Source organism: Sporomusa sp., from assembly GCF_035561155.1.
Taxonomy (GTDB): domain Bacteria; phylum Bacillota; class Negativicutes; order Sporomusales; family Sporomusaceae; genus Sporomusa.
In genome coordinates, this window is the sequence record NZ_DATMYD010000006.1 from 19,497 (window position 1) to 35,132 (window position 15,636).

At 44.1% G+C, this 15,636-nt stretch carries 11 protein-coding genes, 4 tRNA genes, 1 pseudogene and 1 riboswitch; of the genes and pseudogenes, 1 reads left to right on the forward strand and 15 read right to left on the reverse strand.

The genetic code is table 11. The features are described from left to right. Positions 1 to 258 precede the first annotated feature (258 nt). From VN447_RS01110 to VN447_RS01145, 8 genes and pseudogenes are all read right to left on the reverse strand, one after another. Positions 259 to 2,337, reverse strand: coding sequence for a sigma-54-dependent Fis family transcriptional regulator (locus tag VN447_RS01110; RefSeq protein ID WP_325521955.1), 2,079 nt, complete (start codon positions 2,335 to 2,337; stop codon positions 259 to 261). 121 nt (positions 2,338 to 2,458) lie between these two features. Then, positions 2,459 to 2,573, reverse strand: a riboswitch (molybdenum cofactor riboswitch). A gap of 263 nt (positions 2,574 to 2,836) precedes the next feature. After that, a complete protein-coding gene (locus VN447_RS01115) occupies positions 2,837 to 3,736 on the reverse strand; it encodes a cation diffusion facilitator family transporter (RefSeq protein WP_325521957.1) in 900 nt (299 codons plus the stop codon). Positions 3,737 to 3,752: 16 nt separating this feature from the next. Next, a complete protein-coding gene (locus tag VN447_RS01120; RefSeq protein WP_325521958.1) occupies positions 3,753 to 4,163 on the reverse strand; it encodes a MarR family winged helix-turn-helix transcriptional regulator in 411 nt (136 codons plus the stop codon). Between the two features lie 163 nt (positions 4,164 to 4,326). After that, positions 4,327 to 6,732 (reverse strand): annotated as a pseudogene (locus VN447_RS01125) (heavy metal translocating P-type ATPase); the annotation flags it as partial. A gap of 34 nt (positions 6,733 to 6,766) precedes the next feature. Next, on the reverse strand, positions 6,767 to 7,138 hold the full coding sequence (locus tag VN447_RS01130) for a metalloregulator ArsR/SmtB family transcription factor (protein WP_325521960.1): 372 nt from the start codon (positions 7,136 to 7,138) through the stop codon (positions 6,767 to 6,769). A 150-nt stretch (positions 7,139 to 7,288) separates the two neighbouring features. Continuing rightward, positions 7,289 to 7,377, reverse strand: a tRNA-Leu gene (locus VN447_RS01135). A 48-nt stretch (positions 7,378 to 7,425) separates the two neighbouring features. Further along, positions 7,426 to 7,500: transfer RNA gene (locus tag VN447_RS01140), tRNA-Cys, on the reverse strand. 12 nt (positions 7,501 to 7,512) lie between these two features. Next, a tRNA-Gln gene (locus VN447_RS01145) sits at positions 7,513 to 7,588 on the reverse strand. 585 nt (positions 7,589 to 8,173) lie between these two features. Between VN447_RS01145 and VN447_RS01150 the strand changes: the two genes are divergently transcribed. Then, the gene (locus VN447_RS01150) at positions 8,174 to 8,812 is read left to right on the forward strand and encodes a CBO0543 family protein (RefSeq protein WP_325521962.1); all 639 of its coding nucleotides are present in this window, start codon (positions 8,174 to 8,176) and stop codon (positions 8,810 to 8,812) included. Between the two features lie 81 nt (positions 8,813 to 8,893). Here the strand turns inward: VN447_RS01150 and VN447_RS01155 are convergent, their stop codons facing one another. From VN447_RS01155 to VN447_RS01185, 7 genes are all read right to left on the reverse strand, one after another. Continuing rightward, a complete protein-coding gene (locus VN447_RS01155; RefSeq protein WP_325521964.1) occupies positions 8,894 to 9,589 on the reverse strand; it encodes a DUF421 domain-containing protein in 696 nt (231 codons plus the stop codon). A 444-nt stretch (positions 9,590 to 10,033) separates the two neighbouring features. Further along, positions 10,034 to 10,116 (reverse strand) — tRNA-Leu (locus tag VN447_RS01160). Between the two features lie 206 nt (positions 10,117 to 10,322). After that, positions 10,323 to 11,558, reverse strand: a complete 1,236-nt coding sequence (locus VN447_RS01165; protein WP_325521966.1) for an S-layer homology domain-containing protein — start codon at positions 11,556 to 11,558, stop codon at positions 10,323 to 10,325. Positions 11,559 to 11,669: 111 nt separating this feature from the next. Continuing rightward, positions 11,670 to 12,377 (reverse strand): ABC transporter ATP-binding protein, encoded by a 708-nt coding sequence (locus VN447_RS01170; protein ID WP_325521968.1) that lies wholly within the window; start codon positions 12,375 to 12,377, stop codon positions 11,670 to 11,672. 35 nt (positions 12,378 to 12,412) lie between these two features. Then, on the reverse strand, positions 12,413 to 13,135 hold the full coding sequence (locus tag VN447_RS01175) for an ABC transporter ATP-binding protein (RefSeq protein WP_325521970.1): 723 nt from the start codon (positions 13,133 to 13,135) through the stop codon (positions 12,413 to 12,415). A 100-nt stretch (positions 13,136 to 13,235) separates the two neighbouring features. Then, positions 13,236 to 14,552 carry an ABC transporter substrate-binding protein gene (locus tag VN447_RS01180; RefSeq protein WP_325521972.1) on the reverse strand — a complete coding sequence of 439 codons (1,317 nt, stop codon included), beginning with the start codon at positions 14,550 to 14,552 and terminating at the stop codon, positions 13,236 to 13,238. A 52-nt stretch (positions 14,553 to 14,604) separates the two neighbouring features. Next, positions 14,605 to 15,618, reverse strand: a complete 1,014-nt coding sequence (locus tag VN447_RS01185; RefSeq protein ID WP_325521974.1) for a branched-chain amino acid ABC transporter permease — start codon at positions 15,616 to 15,618, stop codon at positions 14,605 to 14,607. Positions 15,619 to 15,636: the final 18 nt, after the last annotated feature.

Consider the following 15,636-nt stretch of genomic DNA (forward strand, 5'->3'; position numbering starts at 1 on the left):
GTCTACGCTTATTGCCCTTTTTATCGCTGTACTGTTTACAAATTTATAATCGCAAGATTTATGCCAACTATAAAAACATAAAGAAAACACGGCTTGCGCCGAGCCTTTGGCGAAAGCGGAAGCCGATGTTGCCCTTATCCAGGCGGAAAGTTATGCTTTCTAACAGGACAATAAAAAGGGGAACCAACCGTCTCCTGACAGCTGGCTCCCCTCATTTTATTGTTGCGCCACGCTACATTTTCCTCAACAGGTGTCACCTCAAAGTGACACCTGTTCCACTTTACACTTTAGCTCTTTATATATCGCATGCTGTTTCATTTTCCGATACAGAGTGTTCCGGGAAACCCCCATATCGCGCGCTGTCATGCTAACATTACCGCCATGGTTATATAGCAACTCAAGGATTTCCTGTTTTTCATTTTCATCCAGCACGCGACGGCGCTGTTCTCTCCTGCAAAATGTTTCTACAATATTAGTCGCTGGAAAAAGCAATCTTTCACGGCCTGCATTGTCGTTGGCAGGCTGGCAATTACATATTTCCTGTGGCAGATTGGCTAAAGTTACTGTCTGCCCTTCAGTAAGGCTGACGATCCTTTCCACCACGTTTTGAAGTTCACGTACATTGCCAGGCCAATTATATCTTACGATTCGCTCAATGACATCTGGATTCACGATAAATCTCCGGCAGTGCTTATCTTGTTTTTCTAAAAAATAATTAAACAGCGCCACTATATCATCTGACCGTTCCCGTAGTGGCGGTATTGTAATTGAGATAACATCCAACCGGTAATACAGGTCTTTTCGAAAAGTACCTTTCTCCACTTCCTTCATCAAGCATTTGTTGGTGGCACAGATTACCCTGACATCCACAGGAATTACCTTATCACAGCCAATCCGGATCACTCTTCGCTCTTGCAAAACCCGTAATAGGGCCACTTGCTGTTCTAATGGCATATCGCCGATTTCATCCAAAAACAGCGTGCCGCCGCAGGCAAGTTCAAATTTGCCCGGTTTTCCTCCGCGTTTGGCACCGGTGAAAGCCCCCTCCGCATAACCGAACAGCTCACTACCAATAAGTTCCCGTGGTATTGCCCCACAGTTTACCGCGATAAAAGGTCCGGCTTGACGATTACTCCGATTATGAATGGCCTGTGCAAATATCTCTTTTCCTGTACCGCTTTCGCCTTGGAGCAACACGTTAGACATTGAGGTTGCGGCAAGAGAGGCTACCCGGACAGCTTCCAGCAGGGCCTTACTTCCGCCAATTATGTCGCTAAACTGCAAGGTCCCGTAGTGGCCGCTGAACCTGTTTACCAAGCTTTGAATTTGTTTGATCGGTCGTAGAATAATAACCCCACCGGTTACTGCACCCTGAGCATCGGTAACCGTCTCGCTAGAGGCCAGGCAATGACAAAGTCCCTGACTAGTGTCCAGCATAATTTCCACTTCAGCACATGCTTCTTTGTGCTTTAGCATCTTTTCGATTAGCGTATTTTTAGTCCCGAAAATACTTTCCACTTGAATGCCTGGTTTAGCCTCAATCTTGCTTAAACCAGAACCAAGAATTTGTTTTGCTACTGGATTTAGTTCGCTAATTACACCATGTTGGTCAACTAATATTACGCCATCTGACATAGTGTTGAAGATATTGGTAAGACGATTATTAATTACACTTAATTCATTGTTTTTTCTCTGGATACTAATTTGAGCCATGATCGCCTCCGCTGCTGCCACAACCATGCCCAAAGTATGAAGATGGGCAGCCGTTGCAGCCCCGGAAACATCTAAAATCCCCAGAACCTCTCCCTTCGCGTCAAGAATAGGAGCCGCGGAACAGGTCAAAGAGTGATGTTCAAAGCAGTAATGTTCAGAACCTGATACTTGAATAGGCTTTTTTATAACCAACGCCGTCCCAATTGCGTTCGTACCTACTTGAGATTCACTCCAATTGGCCCCGCGAAAAAAGCTCACCGTCATAGGGTTAGTTAACGCATCCTCATCACCAAATAGTTCCATGATATAACCGCGTATGTCTGTTAATACCACAACAAAACCAGAGCCTTCGACAACCTCATACAAATTGGTCATAAAGGGTTTGGCTATATTAATAAGCTCCCGGTTTTGTCTTAGCATCACCCGAAGGCTGATGCTGTCAAGTTGCGGATGAATGCACATATCATTGGGATTAACCTTGGCATGGCGACAACGCCTCCACGAGTCTAGAATTTCCGTTCTGACAGAATAATCATAGGCTTTGTCTGCACTATTTATAGTAGTGGTAAACTGTTGCCAAGAATCAGAAATGCAATTATTACTATTTTCGACATACAGACTCATATACTCACCTGCCTGTTCTTGATATTATAGAATCGGTGCGGTTGATTAGAGCGAGCGAGTAGAACGGAAGCAGCAAAAAAAAAACAGAGCACGCCAAAAGAAGCGAGCACCCTGTCTCAATAATAGGTAGCACAGACTCCTTTCCGCACCGGGAGGCCTACCGGTTTCCCGGTAAACCCATCGATCAGGCTGTCGTAGTTTCCATTAGACAACCAGATTCGGAGTAACTAAATATTCAATTTATTCCAATATATTCGTGATAAATTATGAAACTCCTGCTCTCCATTATAATATAATTTCCATAATTTGAAAAACGTAGTTTTCACGATAGCTAAATCACCTTATCCATATATACAGTCTCAAGCCTATCAAAGCTCTTCTGTCGAATCAGATATTGTTGGCTCAGCCAAAAAGGAAAACCATCTACACTTCTTCTCCTTATTAAAATAGACAGTCCCAGAATAACTCAATCTGGAACTGTCTATTTTCTAAGTCTCGCTTATGTGGATTTTTGTACACACAGGTACTCGGATGTTTCAATCTGAATAGCCACTTGCTGAATCTTAAACTTTTCGCGCATAGCGCTTGTGGCCTGCATCAATATGTTTTGTCCGTTAGCTGTATGCTCAGTTACCAAATGACAACTGAGCGCATTACACCCGCTCGTCAGGCTCCACACCCGCAACTCGTGGACTTCTCTTACACCATTAATAGAAGCAAGGCAGATTTGTACCTGATTTGTATCGATATTAGGCGGCACACCCTCCATGAGGATGTGAAGTGCCTGCGTGGCCACTTTTAAAGCTCCTTTGCTAATGACTATGGCTACGACCACGCTAACCAGCGGGTCAACCCAATACCAGGAATATAAATATATAAGTACACCGGCGAGAATAGCTCCTGCTGAACTTAAGGCATCACCAATAACATGCAGGTAGGCACTCCGCATATTAATATTGTCTTTAACGTCCCCCTGCTTTAAGAGTGCCACCGCGCTTATTACATTGGCCAGCATGCCAATAAAGGCAATGACCATCATGGAAGTACTGTCAACGGCTTGCGGCTCTTGAAAACGCCGGTAGGCTTCGACGATAATAAAACCAGATATAGCAAACAACGTCAGAGCATTAAACAGGGCCGCTAAGATTTCAAACCGCTGATACCCAAAGGTTTTGCTTAGTGAAGGCGGCTTAGCGGCGAAAGTAATTGCCACTAAACTAAGTGCCAGTGAACTTACATCACTTAACATATGCCCTGAATCAGACAGGAGTGCCAAACTATTGGTAATCAAACCACCGAAAAACTCCAGAAACATGATGCCGGTTGTTACAATAAGGGCAATGCCTAACCCACGTTTATTATTGTGACCGCTCTCCCCATCATGAGAATGTAAACTCATCCAATCCACCTCAAAATTAAAAAATTTCGGTATTTATCTTTTTAAAAAGAGACAATAGCTGCTCGCTTTCTGCTTCAGTCAACACCCCTAAAATTTGTCTGGATAGATCTGAATGGTATTTATGGTGCTCCTCATAGGCCTTGAGTCCCTTTTCAGTAAGGCTGATTAGATACACGCGCCGATCCTGCAGACTGGGTTCCCGTTTTGCGTACTGCTTTTTTTCCAACCGATCAATTGTCACAGTTGTCGTTCCAGTCGTTACCCCCAGCTTCATCGCTACATTCTTCATATTCATCTGACCATATTGGCCAAGCACTTCAATGGCATGGGCCTCAGACACCGTCAAATCGCTCGCACGAATGACCGAGCTCTCCCAAGATGCAAACCCGTTAAAAAAGCGGAAAAGTTCGTCTGTTAAATCTTCCAAGCAGCTCCCTCCTTTTAGTTTGAATCTAATATTGTTTGATATTCTAATTATATTATAAACAAACTTAAAGTTGCTAGCAATAGCAATTTTACTATTGCAGGAAATTAAAATGAGCTATCTAAAGGACAGCTCATTTTAATACCAGATTCTTTGAATCTCATTATTATTTTATTTCGCGTACTAAGCGCATACCATTTAACGTCACCAGAAGCGCTGCACCGGTATCGGCTAAAACAGCTAGCCAGAGGTTGACAAATCCTAAAAAGGTACCAAATACAAAAAGCAGTTTAACTGCCAATGAAAAGGTAATGTTTTGCATAATAATATCCACCGTTTTGCGGCTGAGTTTCATTACATAGGAGAGTTTACTTAAATCATCGGCCATGAGGGCAATATCTGCCGTTTCCAGAGCGGTATCTGAACCAGCGACGCCCATGGCAATGCCAATATTGGCAGTCGCGAGCGCTGGCGCGTCATTTACCCCGTCACCAACCATGGCCACACTGCCGTATTGGCGGGCCAGCTGCTTGAGGGTTGTTGCTTTATCTTCCGGCAGCAACTCGCTGTAAAAGGCATCGATACCAAGCTTTTCAGCAACAGCTTGTGCTACCCGGCGGTTATCACCTGTCAACATGACGACATGCTGTACCCCGGCAGACTTAATGGCCGCTACCGCATCCGGGCTGTTATCACGCAAGGTATCGGCTACAGCAATCGCACCATATAATTCTGTACCGGTCCCCACTAACATAACCGTTTTTCCTTGCTGCTCCAGCAGTGACAAGCTACTTTCATGCGTGGTAAGTGCACAGCCTAATTCCTCAAAGAGTCTTTGATTACCCACATAGATGGTGCGTCCATCAAGGTCTGCCTGCGCGCCCCGGCCAAGAAGAGCTTTAAAGTTAGTCACTTGCGGTAAGCTTTGATTGCCTGTATGGGCAACAATAGCCTCCGCGAGCGGGTGCTCTGACCATTTTTCCACGGCAGCGGCAATTGTCAGTATCTCTTTATTATCCAGCATGCCACCTAGCTTTATAACATCAGTAACCGTTGGCTTACCTACTGTTAATGTACCAGTCTTATCAAAGGCAACTACCTGGATTTTGCCCATCTGTTCAAGATAAGCGCCGCCTTTGATCAGCACGCCGTGCCGCGAAGCATTACCAATCGCCGAGACGATAGACACTGGCGTTGAGATAACCAGCGCGCACGGACAGGAGATAACGAGAAGTACCAGCGCCCGGTAAAACCAGGTGTTAAAAGACTCACTGAAAAAAAGTGGCGGAACAATGGTTAAACCCACGGCCGCCAGAATAACCGCCGGTGTATAGTATTTCGCGAAAACATCAACAAATTGCTGCATAGGTGCTTTTTCAGCCTGGGCTTCTTCCACCATATGCATGATTTTGGCCAACGTAGAGTCTTCTGCTAGTTTAGTCACTAAGATTTCCAATGCCCCTTGTTCATTGACCGTACCAGCATACACGCTGTCGCCGGCCTGTTTTTCCACCGGCATGGATTCACCGGTGATGGCCGCCTGATTAACAGTCGAGCTACCACTTTCGACCGTTCCATCCATGGCAATGCGTTCACCTGGCTTAACAATAATTACATCGCCAACAACGATTTCTTCTACTCGCAAGCGCAGTTCTTCACCGTTTCGCTTTACCAGCGCTTCAGGCGGAGCAAGCTCCATCAAAGCCTGGATAGAACTACGGGTTTTATCCATAGTATACGCTTGCAGTGCATTACCAAGTGAAAAAAGAAAGACAACCGTTGCCCCTTCACTCCATTCACCAATAGCCGCTGCACCAAGCACGGCGATCACCATAAGGAAATTGGTGTCAAGTGTCATGCTTTTGAGCCCGTAAAAACCGCTCTTAGCTACATGATAACCGCCGACTATCATGGTAAGAATGTAAAAGGGTATTAGTACCTGCTCACTCGTCCCGATCCAATCGAGAACAAGGGCAACTGCCAGTAATAGACCTGATACAATGGTTGCCAGCATGCGCGGCTTTTGCCACCAAGCCTGTTTTTCAGCAGACAATTTCCCGGCGGCATTATCAACAACAGCTTGATAACCGGCCTGCTTCACAACTTCCATAATCTCTTTATCAGTAATGGTGTGCTCCACCGTCATTTTGCTAGCACCGAAATTTACCGTCACCGCTTGCACCCCGGCTAGCGCGGCAACTCGTTTTTCCAGTTTTGCCGCGCAGTCGGCGCAATCAAGGCCTGATAATCTCAAGACTGTTTTATGGTATCCCGGCGCATCATTCGCCGCTTTGATCAGTTTCGCATTGTAGCCAAAGCCGGAAATGACCTTTACAATTTCATCTACTCCCATAATAGTACTATCATAGATTACTTTTATTTTTGCTGCTGCAAAATTCATCTGAGCATCAGTAACACCATTAATACGCCGGACGGCTTTTTCCACCTTAGCTGCACAGTCAGCACAGTCAAGCCCTTCGACTTGAAACGTAGTATTAATCAAATGCGTGTTATCAAGTGCGATAGCACACTCGCTAGCCGCTATTGCCATTTCACCGGTACAGCACCCGCAGCCGCAATGCACCTGGTTCTGTTTATGCATATGTTTACCTCCTAGCGTTATGAGCAACATGCTCAAGTCCCTGGCACATTAAGGAAATTACATGATCATCATCAAGGGAATACCAGGCCTCTTTGCCCTCTTTACGAAACTTCACCAGTTTAGCGCTACGAAGGGTACGCAGCTGATGAGATACCGCCGACTGGTTCATACTCAGCGTTTCCGCAATATCGCAAACGCATAGTTCGTGCCTAGATAATGCATGCAATATCTTGATCCGGGTAGGGTCGCCTAATATTTTAAACATTTCCGCTAGATCCTGCACTGTATTATCATCCAACATGGCTGCTTTGGTCAGACATATTGTTTGTGGATGAATACAATGTTGCTCACAAATATCACGCTCTAATTCTTTCATAGCGTACCTCCTTATATATGATTATATGTTCATATATAATCATATGTCACTTATTACCCACTGTCAATATAAAAAAATAAGCCATTCTTTCCTAAATACAGAAAAGAGACTACCCTCAGGTAGTCCCTAAAATTATACTTTATAAAGATATGGTGCCGAGGACCGGAATCGAACCGGTACGGGCATCTCTACCCGCGGGATTTTAAGTCCCGTGCGTCTGCCAGTTCCGCCACCCCGGCATAAGTGAGTCTTGGTTGGAGCTTGCAAAGTGCAAGCAAAGAAGAAATTGGAGGCGACACCCAGATTCGAACTAGGGAATAGAGGTTTTGCAGACCTCTGCCTTACCACTTGGCTATATCGCCGTATAAATTCATTGGCAGGGGCGGCTGGACTCGAACCAACGCATGACGGAGTCAAAGTCCGTTGCCTTACCGACTTGGCGACGCCCCTATTATAAGCAGAGAACCATAAGCAGAGAACCAGGTTATTAGGAGCATCGCGACGCTAGAACCTGCGTGAATCGCTTAGTTACGAGTATAGCGAGTAACTTCCTATTATCTTGTTCCCTTGTATGCCGTCTGTTTTCTGTCGGATAAATATCGTAACATTTTATCTTAGTTATGTCAATATGACTGTTCGTGCCAATTATTTCCGCGGTTCGCAGCGACTTTTATAGATTATCATGCTCACAATGTTATTTCAACTGAAATTTATTGTTTTTTTAGAAACTGGTGCGGTTGGTGAGATTTGAACTCACACGCCGTGAAGCGCCACCCCCTCAAGATGGTGTGTCTGCCGTTCCACCACAATGGAAAATATTATAGCGTACTTTTTAAGCCGGTTATACCGGCATTTTTATGTCCCACAGTAGGGCGACCAGGGCTAACAGCCGCCGGCAGTGAACCTCGGCTATTGGCCGAAGCAAACCCGTAGGCCCGCGAGTGACATAGGATAAATACAACCTTACCTATTTTTGGTATAAAAATCACCTAAAAAACCAACTACTACTTCGACTTTATTTATGGAGGGATTTACTTGTCGCCAGTTACTCCGGAAGATTTTTATCAAGGCATGCAAATCATATATCAACTTTGGCACCATACTTATGCCTTATGGATTTCCAAAGAACTTTTTTCGTTCAGTTGGTTTGTAATTCTTATAAGTATCATAGGTATATATACCACCATGTTTATCTTTATCGACAGGAGCCGTTTGAGAGAAATCATCTTCTACGGATCACTTCTTACTGTTTCTTTTGGGTTTATGGATGTAGTCGGAACTACTATGGGTTTTTGGGCGTATAAAACGCACTTTTTACCTTTAATACCAAGCCTTCTCCCGGTTTCCTACACACTTCATCCGATACTTCATTTACTCGGCTATCAGTACACAAATTCATGGAAAAGCTTTGCCATTGTCAATACACTTATCTCCTTATATTTTGCCTTTGTTGCTCAACCCATTTATGTTTGGGCCGGGATTCTGTGGCTTGGAGGCTGGACGTACCTTTACTCCTTTATCACCACGATGGGCATTACGTTCTTTGCCAGAGCAGTTGTCATCTGGCTGGCCAATATCGAACAAAAACATGCGACCCAGCCAAGCCGGGAGTCCTTATTTCCAAAATTGCAACCAGCATTGAAGCAATTCGATAAAGAGGATGATAACAAATAGGTACTCAACGTTCGCAGGCATCTTAGGCGCAGCCCTTCTTCTAGATAATGAAGCGAACCCCCACGAGTTGCCCGCCAGATCCTAAGTCTGGTGCCAATCGCGATACAAATCTACATATAGGTTACCATTGGTCGCCAAGGCGGCAAAAGCGACTTCCTGCACATCTTCAATTTCTTTTTCCTTAAGTTTTCTATTGAGCCACTCCTGGCTTAAACCTTTACGACGCAGGTTTTGTTCCAGCACTTGTCCATCCAGAATCAACTCGGTTGCAAGGCCCTCATACTGGGTTGCTACATGAAGATCCTGCGGCGTTAACGGTCGATTTTGCGATTTTAGCTGGACGCTCAATTCGCCGCTTGGCTCTAAAACGGCAAATTCAACATGGGATATATCAAATACTTTTTCCTGCCGCAGATGTTGCGTGAGGTAATCATAGGTATAGTTCAACTTTGACAAATTGGTTTCTAATATTTTTCCATTTTGAATTAAAATAGTCGGTTCTCCCGCCAGGAATTTGCGAAACGGCCTATAGTGCAGAGAGATATATGATACTAAAACGATAATACCTGTCGTAAGGGTTAAAGCGAGAATAAAGTTTAATATATGTATAGTTACGTTAAAAGCCAGGTTTCCTGCTATGGTTCCCAGCAGAGCCGCTGCAACATAGTCATAATAAGTCAGGTTGGACAGCCTTCGTTTCGTGAGAATTTTCGTGGCTGCAAACAGGAATATCAGAGCTAACATTACGCGCAAGGCAATGTTCAACGGTTCAAACAAAATAATAACCTCCTTCGGTGGCTCAAGCCAGTAAGCAAGAGTTTGCCGATGTAGCGCAGCGCCTCTCCTTATTTTCCATGGAATCGCCTTCCAATATACGATGGTAAATACGCTAGAACGCTCTTTTTTCGCTAATAAGATGAGCGGACCCCTACCCAATAATAAAACCAGGCTGCATAACGAAGCCTGGTTTGTAATCAGCGCCCAGAAGCTATGGGCCATCGCAAACCCCATATAAACCAGGCCATACACCAAATAACCAGCAACACTCGCCGCCCTACCCGGTCAGACAGAAGTCCGGCAGGGTAAAAAATCAGCAAATAGGTGACATTCATCAACAAATACAGCAAGATGACTGCGCGGCGTCAAACCCAACAGTGCCGGTTGTAGTAAAAAACAAAGGCTTTCAGGTAAAAACCCTGAAAGCCTTGTCTTATTTGAAATTGGTGCGGGAGAAGGGACTTGAACCCCCACGGTCACCCGCCAGATCCTAAGTCTGGTGCGTCTGCCAATTCCGCCACTCCCGCGTCCTCGGAATTAATACTATACCAGCTGAACAGATTATTGTCAACATAGGGCATGACATTTTTGAGGAGAATCCATCGTCAAGCGATGATTTCTCATTTGAGTTAAGCTGGGTTACATATTCTATATCATAGTTTGTTGATGAAGCAAGACGTTTCTTGACTTGTATTCAAGTCAAAAAACGTCTTTTTTTCTTTTACTGCACTACCTAGAAGGAGTAGGACAGATTAGTAATAAAGTTGCGTCTATTATCAGCGTTGCCTTTCTTGTCTGTCACGTCGTTGTACTGCATGCTCAGGATACCGTTCTTAAATAAAGTGTACTCAAAGCCATATTCAAAGCCTTTGGTGTCGTTAAGAGCCGCTTTGTCATAAGCTGTATCGGTTGAATCCGGAGTACTCCACCATAATGGGTCGAAGTTCTTATCAGCTTTTCTATAGCCAACCCAAATACCATAAGAATGATCTTTTGAACCATCAGCACCCATGTATTTCACCTTACCATACCAAGCTTTTGCCGCAGAATCATTATTGGTATTTTTCGCAATGTCGGATGCATTGCTAGCGTATTCACCTTTTACATTAAATTTGTCGAAGGCATAACCAAAACCAACGGCCTTAGTCTTATACTGATTACTGTCTTGACTATCTGTAAAATATGCTACACGCATGTCAAAGTTAGGAGTAAAAGCATAAGCCATATCACCATACGCATAGTTAGGCGAATCCCAGCCGGCGGCATGATACTTAGCAGCACCCGCGCTAACCTTTACTTTATTACCAAAACTAATCTTAGCACCATCCCAATTATGCCATGTATCTGAAGTAATACCTTTGCCAACTGGCATGGCCATACGACCTAACGTAAAATTCACGCCATCAAGAACTTGACCTGATAAATATGCTAAATCCACATATGCGCTATTATTGCCACTGACATTTGACTCACTAAAATAACGCCCGTTAAATGTTAAATCATCAGTCAACTGAGCAGCCAGATTTAAACGCAGACGAGTTTTTAGCGCAGTTGCATCGTTTCCAGGAGTAACCTTAGTCCACTCATAGCGCTCACGGACATCCCCGGAAAACTTAACATTGCTCATTTTATTTTCCACCTTAGTTAGGCGGACATTCAGACCTTCCAGTTCAGTTTTGAACTCAACAGACAATTTGTCAATAAGGGCTTTGTCTGCAGCATCTGCTTTGTCAGCGTGAGCCATTGCCTTTGCAACAATTACTGCCATTTCATAACGGCTGATAGCTCTGTCGCCGCGGAAAGCGCCATCACCACTACCGGTAACAATACCGTCGTTTGCCAATTTCTGAACAGCCTCATACGACCAGTGTTTCGCGGGAAGATCATTGAAAGGGTTGGCGGCAAAAGCATTACCTGCCATACTTAGTCCAAGCACCAGAGCCAAAGTAGTTGCTAAATTCTTTTTCATTTATTTTCCTCCTCAGTATTTTTGTATTTGAGATGAACTTGTCCTAAAAGGGGATTTTTTAACTCAACTGGACTTAGTATTGCGTACTACATTGTCTTATCTTCCGTCTGCCTAGCAAACCCCTAAGTACATCTTCTTCACATGGTCATCCTTAGTAAGTTCGCTGGCATCTCCCTCCATTACAACCCGCCCCTGTTCCATTACATAAGCCCGGTCCGCTACTTTGAGTGTGGTATTGACGTTTTGCTCGACAATTAGCACCGTTACTTTCTCTTTTCGTAATTTTTTAATGGTCTCAAAAACCAACACAACATTTTTAGGATCTAGCCCCATAGACGGTTCATCTAAAATCAGCATTTTAGGGTTTGACATTAATCCACGGGCAATAGCCAGCATCTGTCGTTCGCCGCCACTCATTGTGCCTGCGTACTGGTTCTTTCTTTCTGCCAAACGGGGAAATAGTTCTAAGACATATTTCAAGTTTTCTTGGGCCTTTTTTGGGTCTTTTATAATATAAGCTCCCAGTTGCAAGTTTTCCATCACCGTCATAGCCGTGAAAAGATTTCTCTCCTCAGGAACGAAAGCTAAACCAAGCTTCGTCATCTCATATAAAGGAAGGCCGCTTACGTTTTGTCCGTAAAAAGTGACATTTCCGCTTTTTATCGGAATCATATTCATAATTGCTTTAAGAGTAGTGGTCTTTCCAGCGCCGTTAGATCCAAGAATAGCGACTACTTCTCCTTCTCCAATTTTTAGAGATACATCCCAAAGCACTTGCAAATGACCATATCCCGCAGCCAGATTGGAAACCTCAAGCATTGTCCCCCTCCTCCCTACATCGTTATTTGCACAAACTAGAGCAAGTAATTACACCCTAAATAGGCTTCCGTAACCCGATCATTTTTGAAAATTTCTGTTGGATTGCCTTCCGCAATCTTCTCCCCAAAGTACAAAACCGCAATTTGATCGCAGACATCCATAATCAGTTTCATTAAATGCTCAACCATAATGATAGTGGTTCCTTGTTGACGAATTTTTCGGATCAAGCTGGTTAAGTCTACTAACTCGCCAGGAGTAAGACCGGCCGCGACTTCGTCCAGCAATAGTAGTTGGCAATTTGTAGATAAAGCCCGCGCCATTTCTAATCGCTTCAGTTGAATTGTATTTAAATCGCCTGCCAAAGTCTGATGGGATAGGGGGAATTCTACAAAATCTAACATTCTGGCTGCTACCACTTCTGCCTTTTCGGTGCGCTTGGGATCACCAAAGATCGCGCCTACCATTACGTTCTCCAAAATACTCAATTGTGGAAAAGAATGAACAATTTGAAAAGTCCTAGCCATGCCACAGTGGCAAATCTTTGCGGCCGAATATCTGGTTATGTTTTTGCCATTAAACCAAACCTCCCCGTCCTCAGGGTTATAGTACCCGGCTACTGAATTTAAGAAAGTAGTTTTCCCGGCACCATTAGGGCCAATTAGCCCAAATATACTGCCGCTAGGTACCTCCATAGAAACATTTTTTACTGCCTTTAGTCCCCCAAATCTTTTGCTAACCCCTTTAGCTTGCAAGATCATTTCCTTCACTCTCTTTCTTTCAGGTGAAACCACCAAAAAAAGTTCCATCAAGACGGGGGCGGGGACGGAGAGCATCCGCCCCGCTACTGTTGTTTATGTACTAGTTCTTTAGGCTAGGAGGAACTTGCAAATCAGCTTCTTTCCAGGCTTCTGGCCAAACTATTTTTCCTTTGCCGTCAAAATATTGTATTACAGGGAACATGTAGTGCTGCTGATCTACTACCGGGTCTGGGAAGGTCTCAGGAGTATATTTATATTCCTTATGAATTATCCCGTCAGTATAGGTTAATTTGCCGGTAATAACCTTCTCCTTACCTATCTTTGCCAGCTTTTCAGTAGTTATCTCACCGTATTCCGCCTGACAAGCCTGCAGTACTTTGATGAAATACTTAGCCCAGTCATAACACATACCTGCGGAAGACGCACCTGGCTCAAAGCCGTAACGAGCTTTAAAATCATCTCTAAACTTTTTGGCTGCAGGAGTGGTGTACTGGGGAATTTGGTCTAATACGTAATTGGAAGAATCGCCTGTTAGTTTATACCATTCACCAACCCAGCCTAAACCATCGCTAATTACGAAACTTTTTAATCCAACTTCTTTACTCTGCTTGGTAAATGCGGATACCGACGGTGGATCAGACATAGTACCAGCTATTAGAGAGACATCCAATCCCTTTAATTTGCTTAACAACGGATAAAACTCCGTTTCACCCAAGGCGATCCACTCGGTAGTAACTACTTCCCAACCAGCATCTTTAAATTGCTGGGCAATTGAGGTACCAAACAGGCGCCCCCATTCGTTATCCACGCCATAAACCGCTACTTTTTTATTCTTAGGAGTCCATAGACCCTTTTGAACAGCTTCATTGATTGTCTGTACATAGCCAGTGCTTAGAAGACTAGGTGTTGGCCATGCTTTACCAAGCCAGTAATAATATTTTTCCGGGTCAGATTTATACTTTTGATTAACTATATCTGATGCACCAAAACTAAAAAAATGCGGCATCTTATATTTCGCGGCTACATCCATAGCAGATGCGGAAACCCAAGCATGCCAATCCATAAATCCAACAGTAATTTTATCCTTTACTATAGCTTGCTCGTAGGCCCGGGCACCTTTCTCAGCATCTGATTCATCATCAATCCATTTAAACTCAATCTTATAATCGCCAACCTGATTGTTAATCTCGTCAAAGGCCATAGTGATTGCTCCTTTGAACTCCTCCCCGACACGTGAAGCCGGACCAGTAAATGGAGCAATGACACCAACCTTAATCACCTTGGCTCCACTACTAGAACTGGCCTGTTTCTGATCACTCTTACCTGAACAACCTGCCGACACTACCAGTATAGCCACCAACAGCAGGGCTATCACCAACCGCATCATACGCCACCTTTTACTAACCAGTCGCACCATCTTTTTCTCCCCCTTTTTTTTAATTCGTGCAGTACAGAAAATCGAAAATTTATTAAGTGCCGCTAACCTCCTTTCGCGTGTTTTTGCTACTGAACAATATTTTACCTAGCTTTTCAGAAAGAGTGTGATAAAGGCCTGCTAGACCTGCAGGATAGAAAACCATTACAGCAATCATCAAAACCCCATAGATGATTAGACGCCATTCTAAGAGGCCCTTCATTTGTTCCATAGTTGGAATCATTAACATTGCTGCCAGCAAACCGCCCCAAATACTGCCTCTTCCCCCGACAAAAGCGATTGCCATCATCTCGACAGTATACTTGGTATGCATGACCTGGGGGGTGAGTATCCCAACAAAATGTCCATAGAAGGCTCCTACTAATCCTGCTATCGCGCAGGAAGTTGTGAAGTTAATAATCTTATAGTAGGTTACATTAATACCAGAGGCCTGTGCTGCGTGTAAATCCTGGCCAATTGCTCTAAAGGCCAATCCGATGTGAGACTTAGTCATTTTAATCAACAGCAAGTACACTAAGACAGTAATGATAAACATTACGTAAAAATAGGGTAAATTATCGGTAGTATTAAATAGCGCCGGAACGCTAAGCCCCGAATTACCTCTTGTCAAATTAACCCAGTTTCCAGCAATCGCCATCATTCCTAATGCTACAAACCAAGTCATACATGAGGCAAAAATCCCCGCCAAGCGTAACGTTAATACTCCTAACCCAAAGCCAAGCAACCCAGACATCACAGCACCTGCTATCAAACCTAACCAGGGCGACCACCCCAATTTAAGAACTAATAGCCCGGAGGTATATGCCCCTAAACCCCAGAAGGCGGCAAACCCGAAATTAGTTATATTAATAAAGCCAGCTGTGAAATCGAAGGCCATGGCCAGGCAGCCGTACATCAAGCTAGAGATTAACAACCGGATGGTAAATTCGTCATCAAGTACTAAAGGTAATATGGCAACTAAGAATAGTAAGCCTGCGCCTAGAGGGGTAAGCCCTACCAACTGCAACCGGTTGCGCAGCTTTGCAATTTTTTCTTGCCCATTCATCATATTGATCTCCCCTGCTCC